Source organism: Agrobacterium tumefaciens, from assembly GCF_005221385.1.
Taxonomy (GTDB): domain Bacteria; phylum Pseudomonadota; class Alphaproteobacteria; order Rhizobiales; family Rhizobiaceae; genus Agrobacterium; species Agrobacterium tomkonis.
On the sequence record NZ_CP039904.1, the window covers coordinates 876,847 to 897,415 of the forward strand.

Consider the following 20,569-nt stretch of genomic DNA (forward strand, 5'->3'; position numbering starts at 1 on the left):
CGCCGCGATGACTGTTCAGATGGATGGAATTCAGCCTTCCGGGCCGAGAACGGCGAGATCGCCCGGCGCAATGCTGACGCCATAACCGCCCATCAGCTTCTCCAGCGCGCCATCGGCCTTCATCTCCTTCAGAGCGGCTGAAACGGCGTCGGCGACGTCCTTGTTGCCGAAGGAAAGCGAGCCGGGTGTAGGATACATGCCGGAAAGCGCATGGGTGAATTCGCCGCGGTCCTGATATTGTTTGGCAACCGGATCGATCGATACCGCCGCCTGCACCTGGCCGGCGCGCAACGCCTGATAAACCGTCGCGTAGTTGTCGAACAGGTTGATGGTCATTGGCGCCAGACCGCGCTTCTTGAAGTCTTCGTTCAGTTCTTTGATCTTGCGCTCGGCATAACCGCCAATATCGGTGCTGACGGCCTTGCCGGCGAGATCATCGACCTTGGTGATAGGCTGGGACGCGCCGACCGCCGTGGAAATGCTGATGGCGAGGTTTTCATAGGGGATCATGAACAGGATCTTGCGCCGCTCTGCCGTCACGAACAGGCCGGCATTGATCATGTCCCAGCGGCCACCCTGCAGGCCCGGCACCATGGTCGCATATTCGGTGCTGATATATTCCGGCTTCAGGCAAAGCCGTTTGGCGATCTCATAGCCCAGTTCGATGCGCAGTCCCTTCAATACGCCCTGCTGATCGGCATAGGCCATGGGCGGCAGGGTCGGGCTGGTGGCCATCACCAGGTGGCCGGGCTTGATGAGATGATCGTCGGATATTTTCGGCGTGCAGTCCTGAGCGACGGCGGCACCGGCAAAAAGAGTGATGGCAACGCCCGCCGTAAAGGTTTTGGCGCGCACGGCTGTGCATTTCCGGGAAATCGGATTCCAGTTCATATTAAGCTCCGCTCTTTATATTATTTATTATGGCATACCATCACACCAAACGGTTTGCCCTGTCAAGAAGCGGTCGAGGATTTTTCTAAAATATTGAAAAATAACGATAAAATCAAAAAAGCATAAGCTTGCGGCTCCCGGCAGGGCAACCGCAAGAATAAGACGATAGAGTGCCGAAAACCGTCAGTCGGCGGCTTTCTGCGCCGTGAGAACAGCTTCGGCGATGGCGCAAGCACTCGTGACGTGATCGAGCGCGGCTTTGTAGGCGGCATCCCCGTCACCCTTTCGGATCGCCTCAACAATCTTTTCCATCTGCGCCGGACCGTCGGTGTCCCGGCTTTTCGTCTTGATGGTCATGGAGCGCAGGTGGTTGATCCGAACCGTCAGCAGATTGACGACGCCCCAGGCGACATGCCGGTCGATCTTGCTGAACAGCGTCTGGTAAAAGGACGAAGTATGCGCCAGCACGCCTGGCATATCCTTCGCAACATAACTTTCGCGGATGTGCTTCAGCGAAACTTCCAGCGCCTCGACGATGGCGGGATCGCGACGTTCGGCGCAAAGGCGCGCCGCCATTCCCTCCAGCGCACCGCGAATTTCGTAGATTTGCTTCGCCTCATCGAGATCGAGCAGCGCGACCATCGGACCCTTGTTCGGCAGGTTCGCCACCAGCCCTTCGGATTCCAGATGCCGCAGAACCTCGCGCACGATGGTGCGGGAAACACCGAGCTGGGCACAGAGATCACGCTCCACGAGACGGTCTCCCGGACGGAAGTACCCGTTCACGATGGCGTCCCGCACCTTGTCGAGCGCGAGTTCCCTCAGCGTCTTCGTCGGACGTTCAACGCGAATGGCAGTTCCCTGCAAAGCACCGGTCATGGTATCACCTCGTCTGGCACATCCCGCCTGCGCTCGCCGCACGCAGAAGCGGGTTCTGGCTCTTGATATTATGGCGTACCAACTTATTTAGCCGCGCATCATGTTTATGGCAACAGCAGACGTGCGGCAGGACCGCCTGCCGTAGCGCCAGAAAACCTTATCCCATTCTTTCCGAGGCATAGGAGCCGGGACCGGGAGGAAACACCACGGTTCGACTGCCGTTGATGAAGGTGCGATGGTGGATATGCGCGTGAATGGCGCGCGCCAGCACCTGCGCTTCCACATCGCGGCCAAGCGACACGTAGTCTTCCGCACTCTGGGCGTGGGTGATGCGCACGATATCCTGCTCGATGATCGGGCCTTCGTCCAGATCCGCAGTCACATAGTGCGCAGTCGCACCGATCAGCTTCACGCCGCGCTGATAAGCCTGCTTGTAGGGGTTGGCGCCCTTGAAGGATGGCAGGAAGGAGTGGTGGATATTGATGATCTTTCCCGACATCGCCTCGCACATTCTATCCGAAAGCACCTGCATGTAACGGGCGAGCACGATGAGTTCCGTTCCGGTGCTTTCGGCGATATCCATGATCCGGGCTTCGGCCTGCGGCTTGTTTTCCTTGGTCACCGGAATGTGGTGGAAGGGAATGTCGTGGTTGACGACGACCTTCTGGTAATCGAAGTGATTGGAGACGACGCCAACAATATCGATCGGCAGAGCCCCGATGCGCCAGCGGTACAGCAGGTCATTCAGGCAGTGGCCGAAGCGCGAGACCATCAGCAGAACCTTCATCCGCTCGGACTGGTCGTGCAACGCCACCTCCATGCCGAATTTTTCGGAGATCGGCGCAAGCCCGGCCATGAGCGCATCGCGCTTTGCCCCCTCTTCGGAGATAAATCCCACACGCATGAAGAAGCGGCCCGTACCCAGATCGTCGAACTGCGAGCTGTCGACGATGTTGCAGCCTTTGTCGGCCAGAAAGCCGGAAAGGGCGGCGACGATGCCACGGGTGGACTTGCATGTTACGGTCAGGACGAAATTCGTCATCTGGCGTTCTCTCTGTCATCAATAAGGGAAAAACCCGCGCTGTTTGACGAGCGCGGGAAGGGCCGCAAGGGCGGCGGGGAAAACCGAACTCAGACGTCGAGCGTGGTCTGATGCTCCCAGGCGGTGAACTGCGCGCAATAGCTGTTCCACTCACCCTGCTTGAGCTTGAGATAGGCTTTGGAGAATTCGACGCCCAGCGCCTGCTGCAATTCCGCATCCTTCTCATATTCGCGCAGCGCATCGAGAAGATTGAGCGGCAGCTTCGGGGCATCCGTGACCTTGTGACCCTCGCGATACATGTCGATATCGTAGTGCGGACCGGGATCGGCCTTGGAGCGGACACCGGAGAGGCCGGCGGCGATGATGATGGCCTGCAGCAGATAGGGGTTCACCGCGCCATCCGGCAGGCGCAGTTCGAACCGCCCCGGCCCCGGTACGCGCACCATATGGGTGCGGTTATTCCCGGTCCATGTCACCGTATTCGGCGCCCAGGTAGCGCCCGAAATGGTGCGCGGTGCGTTGATGCGCTTGTAGGAATTGACCGTCGGATTGGTAACCGCTGCAAGAGCCGACGCATGTTTCATGATACCGCCAAGAAACGTCTTGCCTTTGGCGGAAAGCCCAAAAGGCATTGCCTTGTCGGCAAAGGCGTTGACCTTGCCTTCAAGGTCCCAGACTGAAATATGGGCATGGCAGCCATTGCCGGTCAGCCCCTTGAACGGTTTCGGCATGAAGGTGGCGCGCAGCCCATGCTTTTCAGCAACCGATTTGACCATGAACTTGAAGAAGGAATGTTTGTCGGCGGTCTGCAGCGCATCGTCATATTCCCAGTTCATCTCGAACTGGCCATTCGCATCCTCATGGTCGTTCTGGTAGGGTTTCCAGCCCAGCTCCAACATGTAATCGCAAATCTCGGCGATCACATCGTAACGGCGCATCACCGCCTGCTGGTCGTAGCACGGCTTTTCCGCCGTGTCGTATTCGTCGGAGATTTTCGCGCCATCCGGCGAGATCAGGAAAAATTCCGGCTCGACACCGGTCTTGACCCTTAACCCCTCGCCCGCTGCTTCCGCGATGAGTTTTTTCAGGACCACACGCGGCGCCTGTTCCACCGGCTGGTCTTCCATGACGCAATCGGCGGCGACCCAGGCGACATCCTTTTTCCAGGGCAGCTGGATGACCGACGAAGCATCGGGTACGGCGAAAAGATCAGGATGGGCCGGCGTCAGATCGAACCAGGTGGCGAAACCGGCAAAACCTGCGCCGCCCTTCTGCATATCGGCGATCGCTTCTGCCGGAACCAGCTTGGCGCGCTGGCCGCCGAAGAGATCGGTATAGCTGATCATGAAATATTTGATGCCCTTTTCGGCAGCAAATTTGGAGAGGTCCAGTGTCACGTCATTCCCCTTTTTTTGGTATCAGACACTTCATCGAAAAAAGACGGACACATCCTCCCAAATGCGTCCGTCCGATCTTTTTGTTTTAAAAGCTGCCTTTCCCCGGGAACCAGTTTGTTCCCGCCAGCGGAACCTGCGCCATTGCCGCAGCCTCCATCGTCAGCGCCACCAGATCTTCCGGCTCCAGATTGTGGAGATGGTTCTTGCCGCAGGCGCGCGCGATGGTCTGCGCCTCCAGCGTCATGACCTTCAGATAATTGGCAAGGCGGCGGCCGGCGGCGACGGGATCGAGACGCGCGGCAAGCTCCGGGTCCTGCGTGGTGATGCCGGCGGGGTCTTTGCCCTCATGCCAGTCATCATAAGCGCCTGCTGTTGTGCCGAGCTTCTGATATTCTGCTTCCCAATGCGGATCATTATCGCCGAGCGCCACCAGCGCCGCCGTTCCAATCGCAACCGCATCGGCGCCGAGCGCCAGCGCCTTGGCGACGTCAGCACCCGAACGAATGCCGCCGGAGACGATCAGCTGCACCTTGCGATGCATGCCGAGATCCTGAAGCGCCTGCACGGCGGGGCGAATGCAGGCAAGCGTGGGCATGCCAACATTTTCGATGAAGACATCCTGCGTGGCGGCCGTGCCGCCCTGCATGCCATCAAGCACCACCACATCGGCACCGGCCTTCACCGCCAGCGCCGTGTCGTAATAGGGCCGCGCGCCGCCGACCTTGATATAGATCGGCTTTTCCCAGTCGGTGATTTCGCGCAGTTCGAGGATCTTGATTTCCAGATCGTCCGGACCGGTCCAATCAGGATGACGGCAGGCGGAACGCTGGTCGATGCCTTTCGGCAGATTGCGCATATTGGCGACGCGATCGGAAATCTTCTGGCCAAGCAACATGCCGCCGCCGCCCGGTTTCGCACCCTGGCCGACCACGACCTCGATGGCGTCCGCACGGCGCAGGTCTTTCGGGTTCATGCCATAACGCGAGGGCAGATACTGGTAAACCAGCGTCTGGCTGTGACCGCGCTCCTCATCCGTCATGCCGCCATCGCCCGTCGTGGTGGAGGTGCCGGCGATGGTCGCGCCACGGCCGAGCGCCTCCTTGGCGTTGCCGGAAAGCGCACCGAAGCTCATGCCGGCAATGGTGATCGGCGTTTTCAGCGTGATCGGCTTTTTGGCAAAGCGCGTGCCGAGTGTCACGGTCGTATCGCATTTCTCGCGATAGCCTTCGAGCGGATAACGCGAGATGGACGCGCCGAGAAACAGGAGGTCGTCGAAATGCGGCACCTTGCGCTTGGTGCCCGCACCGCGAATATCGTAGATGCCGGTCGCAGCCGCGCGGCGGATTTCCGCCAGCGTATGGTCGTCGAATGTTGCGGATTTGCGCGGCGGGGTGAAAGGGTTGTGATAGCTCATCGGAAAATCCCTCGCCTCAATACGCGTCGGCGTTGTCGATGTTGAAATTGTAGAGCGTGCGGGCCGAGCCGTAGCGCTTGAATTCACTGGGACTGACATCGGTGACGCCGGCCTTTTCCAGAAGTTCGGCAAGCTTCTCCAGATGTTCAGGCCGCATTTCCTTCTCGATGCAATCGGCACCCAGGCTCTTCACGGAACCGCGCACGAAAAGCTTCGCTTCATAAAGGGAATCGCCCAGCGCATCGCCCGCATCGCCGCAGACGACGAGATGGCCGGACTGGCCCATGAAGGCGGACATGTGGCCGATATTGCCCTTCACGACGATATCGATGCCCTTCATGGAAATGCCGCAGCGGGAAGCGGCATTGCCCCTGATGACCAGAAGCCCGCCGCGACCGGTCGCGCCGGCATATTGCGAGGCGTCGCCCTCGATGACGACCGTGCCGGACATCATGTTCTCAGCGACACCCGGCCCGGCCGAGCCGTGCACGGTGACGGTGCCGCCATCATTCATGCCGGCGCAATAATAACCAACCGAACCGTGGACATCGACCGTCACAGGACTGTCGATACCCACCGCGACGGCATGGTGGCCGCGCGGATTGATGACTTCGAATTCGGTGTCGTTCGCGCCCGAGGAAAGGCCGTGGAGCGCCTTGTTGAGTTCACGCAATGGCGTGTGAGAGAGATCGAAAACTGGCATGGATTATGACTTTCGCAATATACGCCGATGAACGGGTCTCAGACGGCCTTTTCATGGTCCCAGAAATAGACGGTCGCCGGTTCAGGCTCCCAGACACGGGCATTTTCGATGCCGGGCAGATTGACCAGCGCGCGATATTCGGAGCCGAAAGCGACATATTGATCGGTCTCGGCCATGACAGCCGGCTTGCAGGCGATGGGATCACGCACCACGCCGAAACCGGATTTGGTACCGACGACGAAGGTGAAGAAACCGTCGAGATCATCCAGCGCACCCTCGAGCGCCTCGCCTAAATCCTTGCCCTTGGCCATCTCAGCCGTGAGATAGGCAGCGGCGACTTCCGAGTCGTTCTGGGTCTCGAACGTCATGCCCTCGCGCACCAGTTCGCGGCGCAGATTATTGTGGTTGGAGAGCGAGCCATTATGCACCAGGCACTGGTCGGCGCCGGTGGAGAAGGGATGCGCACCAAGCGTCGTCACCGCCGATTCCGTCGCCATGCGGGTATGGCCGATGCCGTGGGTGCCCGCCATGGAGCGCACGTCGAAACGGGTGACGACATCCTTCGGAAGACCGGTTTCCTTGTAGATTTCGACGCTGTCGCCGGAACCCATCACGCGCACATTCGGACGAATTGCGGAAAGAGCCGGACGTATACCATCCAGCTTCTCGGCGGGAATATCGAGAACAGCATGAGTGCTTTTCACCGTGATCACGGCATCGACGCCGCTTTCCTTCAGCGCTTCGGCGAGGCCGGAAAAATCGGCAGCCGGATCGGCCGACTGTATGGTCACTTTCGCCCGGCCATCGACAACACTTCCGTAGATCGCGATGCCGGCGGAATCCGGGCCGCGATCGGTCATCGTGACCAGCATATCCGAAAGCAGCTGACCCAGCTGCGGTTCAAGGCTTTTATCTTTCAGGAATAGTCCAACAATGCCGCACATCGACAGGCACCTCCATTCGTTTCTGAATGAAGGGCTAACATATGGAATTCCATTTCGTCAACTATCAGGAATATTTTTTTCTTCTAAGGCAAACTATCAATCATTGCCCAGCCGCCTTTGCGGGTAGGAAATGATCGACAGATAACGGGCGGGAAGCTTCACCAATTCCTCCGGCCCGTGCGGCGCATCGGCGTCAAAAAACAGGCTGTCGCCCGCCTGCATGGTGAAAAGCTGCTCGCCGTGGCGATAAACCACCTCGCCTTCCAGCATGTAGAGAAACTCCATGCCCTCATGCTGGAAGGTCGGAAATACATCGGAGTCTTTGGTAAGCGTGATGAGATAGGGTTCGACGGTAACGCCGCTGGTATTGTTGTCGATATGGCCGAGCAGGCTGTATTGATGACCGGCGCGAGTGCCTCTGCGGTCAATGTTCACGCCCTGCCCTGCCTTGACGAAGGTGGCGCTGCGCGGTTCCTCGAAACCGCGGAAGAAGGCCGTGATCGGCACCCCCAGCGCCTTGGAGAGCGTCTGCAACGTGGTGAGCGACGGGGAGATATTGCCGTTTTCGATCTTGGAGAGCATGCCCACGGAAACGCCGGTGGCCGATGCGAGATCGGTGACCGTGATGCCGAGTTTCTTGCGATAGGCGCGCACCTCATGGCCGATCGCCATTTCCAGATTGTTGACCCTCGGCTCACGAACGGCATGCGGATCCTGCGACAGGAACTGCGCTTGTTCGGTCTTGGGGGTGTCCTTCGCCATGGGGTTCTCCGGCATTATCGTATTTTCTCTTCCTTACAGGAAAACTATTTTAATTCGGAGGAAATCTTTATCCGCAGTGCATTCGGTGTGTGACCAAAGCGAGCCTTGAAGCTTCCTGAAAAATGCCCCGCACTGGAGAAGCCTGTCGCGAAGGCAACTTCCGCGATGGAAAGAGGACTTTGCTCCAGAAGTCGCCGGGCGTGATCGAGGCGGATCGCGCGATATGTTTCCAGAAACGTCGTTTTCAGATGGGTTGCGAAAAGCCGGTCGAGGTGACGCGCGCTGGTTCCTGCCAGCTTCGCCACGGTTTGCCGGTCGAGCGGGCTTTCAATGGTGGTTTCCATTTTTTCCAGCACGGTCAGTAGAGCCGGATGGTTGGTGCCATGGCGTTCCGCCGAGGAGCCACGCTGCGGCGCGCCGGGTTCGGCCACCGCCGTGTGCAGATACCAGTCACTGACGCGCCTTGCGAAATGAGCACCCATTCTCTGCGAGATCATCGCATGCATCATGTCGAGGGGGGCAACGCCGCCGGCGCAGGTGATGCGGTCTCCATCGAAAACAAACCGCGCCTGTCGAGGCGTGAGATGGCCAAAGGCCTCTTTCAGCACCGGCGCATGCTCCCAGTGAATCGTGAAATCGCGGTTTTCCAGCAATCCCGCCGCTGCCAGCACATAGGCGCCGCTGGAAATGCCCCCGATCCTGACACCCTGCCGCGCCAGCCGCCGTAACGTCCCGTAGGAATTTTCCGCAACGGTCCAGTCCTGCGGTCCGCCGCCCGCGCAGACGAAAATCGTGTGGCATCGATCCCCTCCGGCGGCAAGTGCCTCGCAGCCAACAATGATGCCGGACGAACTCCTGACGGCTTCCCCGTCGAAAGACAGGGGAACCACGTCGTAAAGATCGGTTCCGGCGATCAGATTGGCGGCCCGTAGCGGCTCCGCCGCCGAGGCGTAGGACATCAACGCAAAATTCGGAACCAGGATGAAACCAATGCGCTGGGCGTTCTTCTGCTCGATTGTCGTCATGTCTCTTTTTTAAATCATAATGTCCCTAATCTGCAATGATCTTTCGAACGACGTCGATAAGCTTGCACGATATCGTTCGAGGTACGCCAGATGCGCTATTCCGCCTTTTCCATTTTCAAGAACGGCCTTTTTGGCAACAAAGCGTGGAAGCCCGCATGGCGGGATGTGTCACCGAAACCGCATTATGACGTCATCATCGTTGGCGGCGGCGGGCATGGGCTGGCGACGGCCTATTACCTTGCCAATGAATTTGGCGTCACCAATATCGCAGTGCTGGAAAAAAACTACATCGGCTCCGGCAATGTCGGCCGCAACACCACAATCATCCGCTCCAATTACCTGCTGCCGGGCAACAACCCATTCTACGAGCTCTCGATGAAGCTGTGGGAAGGGCTGGAGCAGGATTTCAATTTCAACGCCATGGTTTCCCAGCGCGGCGTGCTGAACCTCTTCCATTCGGATGCGCAGCGCGATGCCTATACAAGGCGCGGCAATGCCATGCGGCTGCACGGTGTCGATGCTGAACTTCTGGATCGCGGCTCGGTCAAGGCAATGCTGCCGTTTCTCGATTTCGACAATGCCCGCTTTCCAGTTCAGGGCGGGTTGCTGCAAAGGCGCGGCGGCACCGTGCGGCATGATGCCGTGGCCTGGGGTTATGCACGCGGTGCAGACAGCCGAGGCGTCGATATTATCCAGGGCTGCGAAGTGACGGGCATTCGCCGCGAAAACGGCAGTGTCGTGGGTGTCGAGACCAACAGGGGTTTCATCGGCTGCGGCAAGCTGGCGCTGGCGGCAGCGGGCAACTCATCGCAGGTGGCCGCCATGGCCGGGTTGAAACTGCCGATCGAAAGCCATGTGCTGCAGGCTTTCGTCTCGGAAGGCCTGAAACCCTTCATCGATGGCGTCGTCACCTTTGGCGCAGGCCATTTTTACGTTTCGCAATCGGACAAGGGCGGCCTCGTCTTCGGTGGCGATATAGACGGCTACAATTCCTATGCCCAGCGCGGCAATCTGGCGACGGTCGAACATGTGGCGGAAGCTGGCAAGGCGATGATACCGGCACTCTCCCGCGTCCGGGTTCTGCGCTCCTGGGGCGGCATCATGGATATGTCGATGGACGGTTCGCCGATCATCGACCAGACCCCGATCGACAATCTCTACCTGAATGCCGGCTGGTGTTACGGCGGCTTCAAGGCGACGCCCGCTTCCGGTTTCTGCTTCGCCCATCTTCTCGCACGCGGCACACCGCAGGAAACGGCGACCGCATTTCGGCTGGATCGTTTCCGGCGTGGATACCTCATCGATGAAAAGGGCCAGGGCGCCCAGCCCAACCTTCACTAAATCTGTAGCGGGATTTCAGGCGAAAAACCGCTCACACTTTTCGCCATCCCGCTATCTGGCGGATCAAGGACATCTGAAATGGCAAGTCTCGTGCCCTGCCCGCATTGCGGGCCAAGACCCAAGGAAGAATTCACCATCAAGGGCGCAGCCCTTCAAAGGCCCGCCGCCGATGCCGGCGCGGAGGAATGGTTCGATTATGTCTATCTGCGCGACAATCCGCGCGGCGCCTATGAGGAATATTGGCACCACACATCCGGCTGTCGCCGCTGGCTGGTCGTCGCCCGCGATACCGCCACCCATGAGATATCCGCCTGCCGCGACGCCGCCGACAAGACGAAAGTGACAAACGCATGAGCGCTAACCGCCTGAAGACCGGCGGTCTGATCGACCGTTCCAAACCGCTTTCCTTCACCTTCGACGGCAAGCCGATGTCAGGCTTTGAGGGCGACAGCCTCGCCTCTGCCCTGCTCGCCAATGGTCAGCAACTCGTCGGGCGCAGTTTCAAATATCACCGCCCGCGCGGCATATTGACGGCGGGTGCCGCCGAGCCGAACGCCCTGATGACCATCGGCAGCGGTGGCCGTACCGAACCGAACACGCGCGCCACCATGCAGGAGCTTTATGCCGGGCTGGAAGCGAGAAGCCAGAACCGCTGGCCCTCACTCGATTTCGATATCGGCGCATTGACCGGCCTTCTTTCGCCCTTCCTCGGCGCGGGTTTCTATTACAAGACCTTCATGTGGCCCGCCGCCTTCTGGGAAAAAATCTACGAGCCCTTCATCCGCAAAGCCGCCGGTCTCGGCAAGGCGAGTTACGAGGCGGATCCGGATACCTATGACAAATGCTGGGCGCATTGCGATCTGCTGGTGATCGGTTCCGGCGCGGCGGGGCTGGCCGCTGCCCTTGCCGCAGGACGTCATGGTGCGCGCGTCATCATTGTCGATGAACATTCCATGGCAGGCGGCGGGCTCCTTTCCGAAACCGCGATCATCGGCGGCAAGAGCGCTGCCGATTTCGCGGCGCAATGTGTCGCCGAACTCGAAGCCTTGCCGAATGTGACGGTGCTGACGCGCACCACTGCCTTCGGCTGGTACGACGGCAATGTCTTCGGCGCGCTTGAGCGTGTGCAAAAACATGTGACCCACCCGCAAGCGCATGTGCCGGTGGAGCGCCTGTGGCGCATCGTCGCCAAGCGTGCGCTGCTCGCCGCCGGCACGGAAGAACGGCCGCTGGTCTTCGGGGGCAATGATATTCCCGGTGTGATGATGGCCGGCGCCATGCGCAGTTATCTCAACCGTTATGCCGTAAGCCCCGGCACGGCGACGGCGATTTTCACCACCAACGACAGCGGTTATGCGCTCGCCCGCGATCTGGAAGCACAGGGTGTCACCCTCGCCGCCATCATCGATAGTCGCGAGCAGGGTAATCCGGGCTACGAAGGCAAGGCGCGTGTTATCAAAGGTGGAGTCGTCTCGAATGCAAAAGGCGGCAAGGCGCTGTCCGCCATAGAGATTTATGCCAATGGCCGCACGGAGAGCATGAATATCGATGCGCTGGCCATGTCGGGCGGTTTCAGCCCCATCATCCATCTTGCCTGCCATCGCGGTGGAAAACCGGTCTGGTCAGAAGACAATGTTGCCTTCCTTGCACCCGCCAGTCTCAAGGGGCTCGAACTCGCCGGAGCGGTGTCCGCGATAAACGGCATCGCCGCCTGCCTTGAGGATGGCGCGCGAAAGGGCGCGGCGCTTGCGCAGGATCTCGGTTTTGCAGCGACCACACCGACATTCGGCGTCGTGGAAAACGATGTCGTCGCCCGGCCCGCAAAGGCGCTCTGGTCCATCCCCGGCATCAAGGCCAAAGCCTTTGTCGATTACCAGAATGATGTCCATCGCAAGGATCTTGGCCTTGCCGTCAACGAAGGTTACGGCCATGTCGAACTGGCCAAGCGTTATACGACAAACGGCATGGCGACCGATCAAGGCAAGCTTTCCAACGTCAATGCCATCGGGCTGCTGGCCGAGGCGCGCGGCGTTTCCCCGGCAGATGTCGGCACCACCACCTTCCGGCCGTTCTACACACCCGTCTCCTTTGGCGCACTGACGGGAGCCTATCACGGTCAGCATTTCCAGCCTGTGCGCAAATCGCCGCTGCATGGCTGGGCCGAAAAGAATGGGGCCATCTTCGTTGAAACCGGGCTCTGGTATCGCTCCTCCTGGTTTCCCCGCAGCGGCGAAAACGGCTGGCGGGAAAGCGTTGACCGCGAAGTTCTGAATGTGCGGAAAAATGCCGGCCTCTGCGATGTATCGATGCTCGGCAAAATCGAGATTTGCGGCAAGGACGCCGCCGAATTCCTCAACCGGGTTTATTGCAACGCTTTCCTGAAACTGCCGGTCGGCAAGGCGCGATATGGCCTGATGCTGCGTGAAGATGGCATGATCTATGATGACGGCACCACCAGCCGGCTGGAGGAAAACCGTTTCTTCATGACGACCACCACGGCCTATGCGGCAGGTGTCATGAACCATCTGGAATTCTGCGCCCAGGCACTCTGGCCGGATCTCGACGTGCGGCTTGCCTCCGTCACCGACCAATGGGCGCAGATGGCGATTGCCGGGCCGAAGGCGCGTACCATTCTGCAAAGAATCCTCGATGAGGATATTTCCGATGAGGCCTTCCCCTTTCTTGCGGCCAAAGAAATCTCGCTGTTTGGCGGGCAATTGCACGGGCGCCTGTTCCGGATTTCCTTCTCCGGCGAACTGGCCTACGAGCTCGCCGTCCCCGCCGGTTACGGTGAAAGCGTTGCCGATGCGCTGATGGAGGCGGGCAAGTCCGAGAACATCATGCCTTATGGCGTTGAGGCGCTCGGTGTGCTGCGCATCGAAAAGGGCCACGTCACCCATAACGAGATCAATGGCACGGTGGTGCCCGCCGATCTCGGCTTTGCCAAAATGGTCTCTGCCACCAAGGCCGATTTCATTGGCCGGCGGATGCTGGAGCGCGAGGGGCTTTCCGCCGCCGACCGTCCGAGCCTCGTCGGCGTCGTGCCGCTTGATAAAAACCAGTCCTTCCGCACCGGCTCGCATATTCTTGCGAAGGATGCAGCGGCAACGCTGGAGAACGATCAGGGCTATGTGACCTCAAGCGCGTTCTCACCCCATCTCGGTTCCACCATCGGCCTCGCCCTCGTCAAGAATGGCCCCGCGCGGCATGGCGAGGAAGTCGTGGTCTGGAACGGTCTGCGCAATGAATTCACCGCCGCGCGCCTGTGCAATCCGGTTTTCTTCGACCCTGAGAACGAGAAGCTCCATGTCTGATTTCAAGCCTGATTTCAAATCTGGTTTCCGGCCGACCCTGCGCCCGGTGCTGGGCAAAAAGGGAGCAATTGCTTCCACCACCATCAAGCTCTCTCCCCTGGCGGAAGGCGCAATCATCCATGTGCTGGCCGCGCCCGGTGCAGCGGATATGGAAGTCCGCCTGTCCAGTCTCGCAAAAGGCGATGTGCGGGCGGTCTCTCCCGGCCAGTGGTTCATCGTCGGCGAACAGCCGCTGTCTCACGCGGACATGAAGACGTTTCTTGCGGCGCTTGAACCGCAGGCAACGGGTGTGGACCAGAGCCAGGGGCGCGTACGAATCCGAGTCGAAGGCAGAATGGCCGAGCGGGTGCTGGCAAAAGGAACGGCGGTCGATCTTTCCATCGCCGCTTTTCCGGTGGGACGCTCCGCCACGACGCTGATCGGCCATATCGCCGCCCATCTCACCCGGCTTGACGGGCAGGTGTTCGAAGTCATCGTTTTGCGCGGTTTTGCCGAAAGCCTGTGGGACGATCTTGCCCGGATGAGCCTCGAATTCCAGTGATCCTATCGGCTATGTCCAGATGCTCTCGGGCGTCAGGATTTCAAACGGAACGATCCGCTGTTCGACGGAGGATGTGTCCCCATTCTCGACGCGCCGTAACATCACATCGATCAATTGCTGCGGCATCCTGTCGAGGGGAAGCGGCAGCGAGGCGGTAATCAGCCCTTCGTTCAGGCCCTTGCGCGTTTCCGGGCCGATATCGTTGCAGACGATCTTTATGCTGCGCTGCCTTTCCACCGGCAGTTCCCGAAGCGCCCTAAGAACGCCGGATATGCCACCGCCATTGACATAGATCCCCCGGAGGCCGGGTTCAGCAGCGATCATGTCGCGGATGATCACATAGGCATTTTCAGGCTCTTCGAAAGTTAGCAGCGTTTCCGCCACCTGCAATTCAGGCGTGTTCTCGCGCATGTAGGAGCGGAAGCTGGCATCCGAAACATCCTGACACTGATAACGGTTGCTGCCGATCAGCGGCACGACCACACCCTCGCCCTTCACCGTCTGGCTGAGGAACCATGCCGCCGTGCGGCCCCGTTTCCAGCTGTCGGTGCCGACGAAACCCGCGCGGCTCGCCGCCGATAGATCGGACACGTAGGTTACCACGGGAACGCCCCTGCCCCGCAACTCGTCGATTGCCTGGCTGACGAGCGGATGATCGGCCGTCACCACCGCAATGGCGCTGCAGGTTTTGCCCATCTTCAGGAGATTGGCGGAAACGGCCTCGGGCGAAAGATCGTCCTCGAAAACCACATCCGGCTCGATAACGCTGTCCGGCCTCTGACGTGCCGCCGCGACGATCCCTTCCGCCCACAACCGGTAGAGCGGCCGATGGGATTGCTGCAGCAGGAAACCAAGCCTGTAGTGGGGCATGGCCTCACGACGCCGGTCCTTGATGGTGCCGAGACCATAAAAACCGATCTCCTCTGCAGCCTTGAGAATCTGGTCGATCGTATCCTGACGCACGGCGGTCGAACCGTGCAGCAGCCGGTTGACCGTGGAGATGCTGACGCCGGCGGCTTTCGCAAGATCGGTAATGGTGGGTCGGTTCATGGCGCCTCACAATTGTATCATCGATGAATGACACGGAATGATATGAAATGCAACATTAAATGAAATATAAATTCCATTCTCAGGAAAATGAAAGATATAAATCATCTTGTCATTTTGGCCCATCGGGAGAATGGGCAGGGAGGAAACAATGGCATATTTCAAGAAATTTCTTATAGCGGGCGCGGCATCGCTGGTGATGGCATGCGGCGCGTCTGCGGCCAACATCGCCGTTGTCGGCGGTAAAAACGATGATGCGTTCTGGAACCTCATCAAAAAGGGCGTGGATGACGCGCGCCTCGTGGTCGAGGCGAATGGCGGCAAGGTCAATTACCTGCGTCTGCAGACCTATGACAATTTCGCGCCTGATGTCGTGCAGCTCATCCAGACCGCCGTCAGCCAGAAGGTCGATGGTCTCGTCATTCCGAACTGGGTGCCGGAAGGCGAGGACCCGGCGATCCGCGAAGCCATCAAGTCCGGCATCAAGGTCATTCTCATGAATGCCGGCGGCCATGAAAAGGCGAAGGAACTCGGTGCGATCAACTATGTCGGCTCCGATGAATATCTGGCGGGCGTCGCCGGTGGCGAATATTTCGCCAAGCAGGGCAAGAAGAACGTCATCTGCGTCAACACCGTCCCGGGCGCCGCCAATCTCGAAGCCAGATGCAAGGGTGTTCTGGACGGCATCACCAAGGCCGGCGGCAGCGGCAAGCAGCTGCCGCTGCCCGCCACCAGCTTTGGCGATGCCACCGCTGTCGCCGAGGCGATCAAGGCGACGCTGCTTCAGGACAGCAAGATTGACGGCGTCCTCACCATTTCGGCGGGTGACGCGGATTCAGCCGCCATTGGCGTGATGCAGGCCGGCAAAACCGAAACGGCCCTGCTCGGGACCTTCGACCTCAACCAGTCCGGCCTCGACCGCATCAAGGACGGGACACAGGGTTTTGCAATCGACCAGCAGCCCTATCTGCAATCGCTGCTGGCGGTGACGCTTCTGGCCTCAGCCATCGATTTCGGAACCGATCTGCCGACCGCGCCGGTGCTGACCGGCCCCAACATCGTCGACAAATCCAACATCCAGGCCACGCTTGCCGGCGTCGCCAAGGGTGCGCGCTGAGCGATGATCCGCGCCCGATCCCGACACCCGGCAATGCCGGCGTTCGGGATCGGCAGGCAAGGGCATCCCCGCAAAACCCAGGGTCAATAGTGGAGTGAACGACGTGAAAAATCTCTCTTTGGGCGACCTTCTGCGTCGCCCGGAATCAGGTGCCTTTCTTGGCCTTGTTTTCGTTCTTGCCTTCTTTGTTGTCTTCGGCAGCATCGAATTCCTGAAACCGGCCGGCGCCGCAAGCTGGCTGAATGTCGCCGCCAATCTCGGCATCGTCGCAATTCCCGTCGGGTTGCTGATGATTTCCGGCGAGCTGGATATTTCCATCGGCGCGATGATCCCGGCCGGTGCGCTGACGGTCGCCATCATCACCGGTTATTATGGCATGCCGATCTGGCTTGGCATCATCGGCGCGCTTGGCCTTGGAGTGCTCGTCGGGCTGATCAACGGCTTTCTGGTCATAAGAACCGTGGTGCCATCCTTAATCGTCACACTCGGCACGCTCTTTGCGGTGCAGGGGCTGATCCTCGGCTTTTCCGTGCTGCTGACCGGAACGACCAGCGTGGCGCTCAGCCCCGCCCAATCCGGCCCCATCGCCAAATTCCTGTTCGGACAGTTTATCGGCGGCAGTTTTCAGGTGAGTATCATCTGGTGGCTGCTGCTGACGGCGATCTATATCTTCTACGTCCATTATTCACCCTTCGGAAACTGGATTTTCGCCATGGGCGGCGACCGCGTGAGCGCCCGCAACGCCGGTATTCCCACTGACAAGCTGACGGTGACGCTTTTTGTCCTTTCCTCCGTCAGCGCCTCCTTCGTCGGTGTCTGTCAGGCGATCCTCTTCAATGTCGCCCAGGTTTCGGCCGGCATGACCTTCATCTTCAACTCCATCATCGCGGTCGTCGTGGGCGGGGTGCTGCTGACCGGCGGCTTCGGTTCGGTGATCGGCATATTTCTCGGCACCATCACCTTCGCCATCGTCAATCAGGGCATTTATTTCACCGCCTTTGACCGCAACTGGTCGAGCCTCATCATCGGCGTCATGCTGCTTCTGGCAGTGCTGATGAACAACACCTTCCGTGTCATGGCGCTCACCTATTCGCCGAAGAAGAAGTGAGGCAAGACGATGTCGACACCCATTCTCGAACTCAGAAACGTCAACAAATCCTTCGGCCCCATCGATGTTCTTCACGATATCTCGCTGAAGGTGCGCGCCGGCGAGGTGCTCTGCCTGCTGGGAGACAATGGCGCTGGAAAATCCACGCTGATCAAGACGCTGGCCGGCGTCTACCAGCCCAGTTCCGGCGAAGTGCTGATGGATGGAAAGCCGGTCGATTTCGACGGGCCGCGCGATGCGCAGCGCATGGGCATTTCCACAGTACACCAGTTCGGCGGGACCTTTCCGCTGATGAGCATTGGTCGCTCTTTCTTCATCGGCGCGGAACCGACCAAGGGTTTCTGGCCTTTCCGGATCTACGACCGCAAGAGAGCAAACGAAATCGCCGTCAAGGCGGTGCAGGAGTTCGGCATCACCCGCATCGATGACGGCGACCGCCTGATCGGCGGGCTCTCCGGCGGTGAGCGGCAATCGCTCGCCATCGCTCGCGCGGTGCATTTTGGTGCACGTGTTCTGATCCTCGATGAGCCGACGGCAGCGCTGGGCGTGAAACAGGCGTCCCATGTCCTGCGCATCGTGCTGGAAGCGCGCAAGCGGGGCATCGCAGTGATCTTCATCACCCATCAGGTCACCCATGCGATTGCCGTCGGCGACCATTTCGCCGTGCTCATTCGCGGCGCGGTCGCCGCAAACTTCCGCAAGGGTGAAAAATCCCGCGAGGAAATCACCGATCTGATGGCCGGCGGTGAAGCGCTCGCCGACCTCGGCGCGGAGGTGGAAAATTACATGGCCAGCCATGACGGCCATCCGCCGCAGCCACCCTCGAATTAAGACATAAAGCAAGGATCAAGACCGATGAAGATCGCCATCGACCCCCACATGCATCGTTTCACCAGCCTCGATGAGCTTCCGGCCAAAGTGAAGGAACTCGGCTACGACTGGATCGAACTCAGCCCGCGCGCGGATTTCCTCGAATGGTTCAAGGCGCCGCGCGTCTTTCCCGAGCGGATCAGGTCTTTCAAGAAGGCGCTGAAGGACGCCGATGTCGGCATCGCCTCTTTGCTGCCCATGTATCGCTGGGCTTCCAATGATGAGACCGAACGGCAGGCGGCAGTGAAACACTGGAAGCGCGCCATTGAGATCGCCATCGAACTGGAGGTCGACACGATGAACTCCGAGTTCGGCCGTGGTCCGCATCCCGACAAGGGGTCATGTTATTGCTGCCATACCGGCTCGATGATCGAGGCCTGCGAGGACGCCTGGTGGCGCTCGATGGACGAGCTGGTGCCGATATTCGAGCGCGAGAACATCAACCTGCATGTCGAGCCGCATCCCGAGGACTGGTGCGAGACATTGCAGCCGGCGCTGGACATCATCCGCACGGTCAATTCGAAGAATGTGAAGTTCCTCTATTGCGCACCGCACACCTTCTATTTCGGCGACGACACCAAGGCGATGCTGCGCGAAGCGAAGGATGTGCTGGCGCATGTGCATGTGGGCGACACCTTCAACCACAAGGCCAGCTCCGGGCTTCGCTATATCCTCAATCCGCCGGGCACACAGGCGCGGGTGCACCAGCACCTGAATATTGGCCAGGGCGAGGTGCCGTGGGACGATTTCTTCGGCACGCTCGCTGAAATCGGCTTCGACGGCATCATGACCTCCTGCGTCTTTGCCTGGGAGGACAGGGCCGATGAATCGAGCCGGTTCATGCGCGCCAAAATGCAGGACTATATCGACCTCTATTTCAAGAAATGACGCGGCAAACCGGCGCTGAGCCCGAGGCGGACCCCGCCTCCCGCCGCGGCCATTCGCAACATCAAATGGAAAGACGACTGACATGATCAACGGAGAAAAACTGATTTCGCGCCCGCTGCGCTGGGCCATGGTGGGCGGCGGACGCACGGGACAGGTGGGCTACAAGCACCGCACCGGCGCCCTGCGCGACGGCAACTACCAGCTCGTCGCGGGCGCCTTCGACCTCGATGCCGAACGAGGCAGAGACTTCGGCGTCAATCTCGGCGTGGCGGCGGAACGCTGCTATGCGGACTACAAGGCGCTGATTGCCGGCGAGACGACGCGCGAAGACGGTGTGGACGTCGTCTCCATCGCCACCCCCAATTTCACCCATTACGAGATCACCAAGGCCTGCCTTGAAGCCGGGCTGCATGTCATCTGCGAAAAACCGCTGTTCTTCACCGTGGCGGAATGCGAGGAAGTGGCGCGGCTGGCCGAACAGAAGGGCCTCATCGTCGGCGTCACCTATGGCTTTACCGGGCATCCGCTCGTCCATCAGATGGCTGCCATGGTCAAAAAGGGAATGCTGGGCGACATCCGTATCGTCGACCTGCAATATACCCATGGTTTCAATGCCGGCGACGATGTGGGCGCGGGCGAGGCCGTCAAATGGCGCACCAACCCACGCACTGCCGGCCCGACCTTCGTGCTGGGCGATATCGGCACGCATCTCTATTATCTCTCGGAAGTCGTGCTGCCGCATATGAAGGTGGAACGGCTGCTCTGCGACCGCAAGGCCTTCATCCCCACGCGCGCGCCGCTGGAAGATCACGCCACCGTCCTGATGCATTATGACAATGGCGCGCGCGGCCGCCTCTGGGTCTCCTCCGTCAATGCCGGCAATATGGGGTCGCAGCGTTACCGTTTCGTCGGCTCCAAGGCGTCGCTCGAATGGTCCGATTCCCATCCCGACCAGCTGATCTACGAAGTTCAGGGCGAACCCGGCCGCATTATGCACCATGGCATGCCCTATCTGGAACAGGAAAGCCTCGCCATCGACCGCATGGGCGCGCTGCATACTGAAGGTCTCGGGGACAGCTGGTCGAACATCTATCTCTGGATCGCCCAGGCGATCGACGCGGCAAATCGCAACGATCAGGCTTTTCTGAAAACCCACCATTATCCCGGCATCACGGCTGGCACGGAAGGCGTCCGCTGGCTGGAAAACTGCGTCCGTTCGGCCGATGCCGGCGCCGCCTGGGTCGACTTCGCATAACCAGTTTGGGGGCGCGCCGGACCACTCTCCC

At 59.8% G+C, this 20,569-nt stretch carries 19 protein-coding genes; 9 read left to right on the forward strand and 10 right to left on the reverse strand.

Annotated elements, in window-relative coordinates:
* Positions 1-30: 30 nt before the first annotated feature.
* The 9 genes from CFBP6623_RS19225 to CFBP6623_RS19265 form a co-directional block, all read right to left on the reverse strand.
* A complete protein-coding gene (locus CFBP6623_RS19225; protein WP_052760237.1) occupies positions 31-891 on the reverse strand; it encodes a transporter substrate-binding domain-containing protein in 861 nt (286 codons plus the stop codon).
* 183 nt (positions 892-1,074) lie between these two features.
* Entirely contained in the window at positions 1,075-1,770 is a 696-nt protein-coding gene (locus CFBP6623_RS19230) for a GntR family transcriptional regulator (RefSeq protein WP_046799980.1), read from the reverse strand.
* A gap of 157 nt (positions 1,771-1,927) precedes the next feature.
* Entirely contained in the window at positions 1,928-2,812 is an 885-nt protein-coding gene (gene purU, locus CFBP6623_RS19235) for a formyltetrahydrofolate deformylase (RefSeq protein ID WP_046799981.1), read from the reverse strand.
* 89 nt (positions 2,813-2,901) lie between these two features.
* Complete coding sequence (gene glnT, locus CFBP6623_RS19240; protein WP_046799982.1) at positions 2,902-4,209, reverse strand: type III glutamate--ammonia ligase; 1,308 nt, start codon at positions 4,207-4,209, stop codon at positions 2,902-2,904.
* Positions 4,210-4,294: 85 nt separating this feature from the next.
* Positions 4,295-5,623, reverse strand: a complete 1,329-nt coding sequence (locus tag CFBP6623_RS19245; protein ID WP_046799983.1) for an FMN-binding glutamate synthase family protein — start codon at positions 5,621-5,623, stop codon at positions 4,295-4,297.
* 16 nt (positions 5,624-5,639) lie between these two features.
* Positions 5,640-6,326 carry a GXGXG domain-containing protein gene (locus CFBP6623_RS19250; RefSeq protein ID WP_046799984.1) on the reverse strand — a complete coding sequence of 229 codons (687 nt, stop codon included), beginning with the start codon at positions 6,324-6,326 and terminating at the stop codon, positions 5,640-5,642.
* Positions 6,327-6,364: 38 nt separating this feature from the next.
* Positions 6,365-7,270 carry a class II glutamine amidotransferase gene (locus CFBP6623_RS19255; protein WP_080842857.1) on the reverse strand — a complete coding sequence of 302 codons (906 nt, stop codon included), beginning with the start codon at positions 7,268-7,270 and terminating at the stop codon, positions 6,365-6,367.
* Positions 7,271-7,366: 96 nt separating this feature from the next.
* Positions 7,367-8,047: a helix-turn-helix domain-containing protein gene (locus CFBP6623_RS19260; RefSeq protein WP_046799986.1), complete on the reverse strand. Its 681-nt coding sequence runs from the start codon at positions 8,045-8,047 to the stop codon at positions 7,367-7,369.
* Between the two features lie 29 nt (positions 8,048-8,076).
* Positions 8,077-9,057 carry a GlxA family transcriptional regulator gene (locus tag CFBP6623_RS19265; protein ID WP_046799987.1) on the reverse strand — a complete coding sequence of 327 codons (981 nt, stop codon included), beginning with the start codon at positions 9,055-9,057 and terminating at the stop codon, positions 8,077-8,079.
* A gap of 90 nt (positions 9,058-9,147) precedes the next feature.
* Here CFBP6623_RS19265 and CFBP6623_RS19270 point away from each other — a divergent pair, with 90 nt between their 5' ends.
* From CFBP6623_RS19270 to soxG, 4 genes are all read left to right on the forward strand, one after another.
* Positions 9,148-10,398 carry a sarcosine oxidase subunit beta family protein gene (locus CFBP6623_RS19270; RefSeq protein ID WP_046799988.1) on the forward strand — a complete coding sequence of 417 codons (1,251 nt, stop codon included), beginning with the start codon at positions 9,148-9,150 and terminating at the stop codon, positions 10,396-10,398.
* A 78-nt stretch (positions 10,399-10,476) separates the two neighbouring features.
* A complete protein-coding gene (locus CFBP6623_RS19275) occupies positions 10,477-10,752 on the forward strand; it encodes a sarcosine oxidase subunit delta (RefSeq protein ID WP_046799989.1) in 276 nt (91 codons plus the stop codon).
* Positions 10,749-13,712: a sarcosine oxidase subunit alpha gene (locus CFBP6623_RS19280; RefSeq protein ID WP_062653034.1), complete on the forward strand. Its 2,964-nt coding sequence runs from the start codon at positions 10,749-10,751 to the stop codon at positions 13,710-13,712. Before CFBP6623_RS19275 ends, CFBP6623_RS19280 begins: the two co-directional genes overlap by 4 nt.
* Entirely contained in the window at positions 13,705-14,253 is a 549-nt protein-coding gene (gene soxG, locus CFBP6623_RS19285) for a sarcosine oxidase subunit gamma family protein (protein WP_046799991.1), read from the forward strand. The genes CFBP6623_RS19280 and soxG overlap by 8 nt, the downstream gene beginning before the upstream one ends.
* A gap of 9 nt (positions 14,254-14,262) precedes the next feature.
* On the opposite strand, the gene CFBP6623_RS19290 is transcribed toward soxG, so the two are convergent.
* A complete protein-coding gene (locus tag CFBP6623_RS19290) occupies positions 14,263-15,303 on the reverse strand; it encodes a LacI family DNA-binding transcriptional regulator (RefSeq protein ID WP_046799992.1) in 1,041 nt (346 codons plus the stop codon).
* A gap of 148 nt (positions 15,304-15,451) precedes the next feature.
* Between CFBP6623_RS19290 and CFBP6623_RS19295 the strand changes: the two genes are divergently transcribed.
* The 5 genes from CFBP6623_RS19295 to CFBP6623_RS19315 all read left to right on the forward strand — a co-directional run bounded on the left by CFBP6623_RS19295 (position 15,452) and on the right by CFBP6623_RS19315 (position 20,538).
* Positions 15,452-16,417: a substrate-binding domain-containing protein gene (locus tag CFBP6623_RS19295; protein WP_046799993.1), complete on the forward strand. Its 966-nt coding sequence runs from the start codon at positions 15,452-15,454 to the stop codon at positions 16,415-16,417.
* Between the two features lie 103 nt (positions 16,418-16,520).
* Entirely contained in the window at positions 16,521-17,525 is a 1,005-nt protein-coding gene (locus CFBP6623_RS19300; protein WP_046800041.1) for an ABC transporter permease, read from the forward strand.
* A 9-nt stretch (positions 17,526-17,534) separates the two neighbouring features.
* Positions 17,535-18,356, forward strand: a complete 822-nt coding sequence (locus tag CFBP6623_RS19305) for an ATP-binding cassette domain-containing protein (RefSeq protein ID WP_052819391.1) — start codon at positions 17,535-17,537, stop codon at positions 18,354-18,356.
* Between the two features lie 24 nt (positions 18,357-18,380).
* A complete protein-coding gene (locus tag CFBP6623_RS19310) occupies positions 18,381-19,283 on the forward strand; it encodes a sugar phosphate isomerase/epimerase family protein (RefSeq protein ID WP_046799995.1) in 903 nt (300 codons plus the stop codon).
* Positions 19,284-19,365: 82 nt separating this feature from the next.
* The gene (locus tag CFBP6623_RS19315) at positions 19,366-20,538 is read left to right on the forward strand and encodes a Gfo/Idh/MocA family protein (protein ID WP_046799996.1); all 1,173 of its coding nucleotides are present in this window, start codon (positions 19,366-19,368) and stop codon (positions 20,536-20,538) included.
* Positions 20,539-20,569 lie beyond the last annotated feature (31 nt).

Bases quoted from the DNA above. Each gene is read 5' to 3' on its own strand.
- CFBP6623_RS19255 (WP_080842857.1), bottom strand. From the start codon at position 7,270: ATGTGCGGCATTGTTGGACTATTCCTGAAAGATAAAAGCCTTGAACCG.
- CFBP6623_RS19270 (WP_046799988.1), top strand. From the start codon at position 9,148: ATGCGCTATTCCGCCTTTTCCATTTTCAAGAACGGCCTTTTTGGCAAC.
- CFBP6623_RS19280 (WP_062653034.1), top strand. From the start codon at position 10,749: ATGAGCGCTAACCGCCTGAAGACCGGCGGTCTGATCGACCGTTCCAAA.
- CFBP6623_RS19250 (WP_046799984.1), bottom strand. From the start codon at position 6,326: ATGCCAGTTTTCGATCTCTCTCACACGCCATTGCGTGAACTCAACAAG.
- CFBP6623_RS19245 (WP_046799983.1), bottom strand. From the start codon at position 5,623: ATGAGCTATCACAACCCTTTCACCCCGCCGCGCAAATCCGCAACATTC.
- soxG (WP_046799991.1), top strand. From the start codon at position 13,705: ATGTCTGATTTCAAGCCTGATTTCAAATCTGGTTTCCGGCCGACCCTG.
- CFBP6623_RS19265 (WP_046799987.1), bottom strand. From the start codon at position 9,057: ATGACGACAATCGAGCAGAAGAACGCCCAGCGCATTGGTTTCATCCTG.
- CFBP6623_RS19305 (WP_052819391.1), top strand. From the start codon at position 17,535: ATGTCGACACCCATTCTCGAACTCAGAAACGTCAACAAATCCTTCGGC.
- CFBP6623_RS19315 (WP_046799996.1), top strand. From the start codon at position 19,366: ATGATCAACGGAGAAAAACTGATTTCGCGCCCGCTGCGCTGGGCCATG.
- CFBP6623_RS19290 (WP_046799992.1), bottom strand. From the start codon at position 15,303: ATGAACCGACCCACCATTACCGATCTTGCGAAAGCCGCCGGCGTCAGC.
- purU (WP_046799981.1), bottom strand. From the start codon at position 2,812: ATGACGAATTTCGTCCTGACCGTAACATGCAAGTCCACCCGTGGCATC.
- CFBP6623_RS19230 (WP_046799980.1), bottom strand. From the start codon at position 1,770: ATGACCGGTGCTTTGCAGGGAACTGCCATTCGCGTTGAACGTCCGACG.
- CFBP6623_RS19295 (WP_046799993.1), top strand. From the start codon at position 15,452: ATGGCATATTTCAAGAAATTTCTTATAGCGGGCGCGGCATCGCTGGTG.
- CFBP6623_RS19225 (WP_052760237.1), bottom strand. From the start codon at position 891: ATGAACTGGAATCCGATTTCCCGGAAATGCACAGCCGTGCGCGCCAAA.
- CFBP6623_RS19260 (WP_046799986.1), bottom strand. From the start codon at position 8,047: ATGCCGGAGAACCCCATGGCGAAGGACACCCCCAAGACCGAACAAGCG.
- CFBP6623_RS19310 (WP_046799995.1), top strand. From the start codon at position 18,381: ATGAAGATCGCCATCGACCCCCACATGCATCGTTTCACCAGCCTCGAT.
- CFBP6623_RS19275 (WP_046799989.1), top strand. From the start codon at position 10,477: ATGGCAAGTCTCGTGCCCTGCCCGCATTGCGGGCCAAGACCCAAGGAA.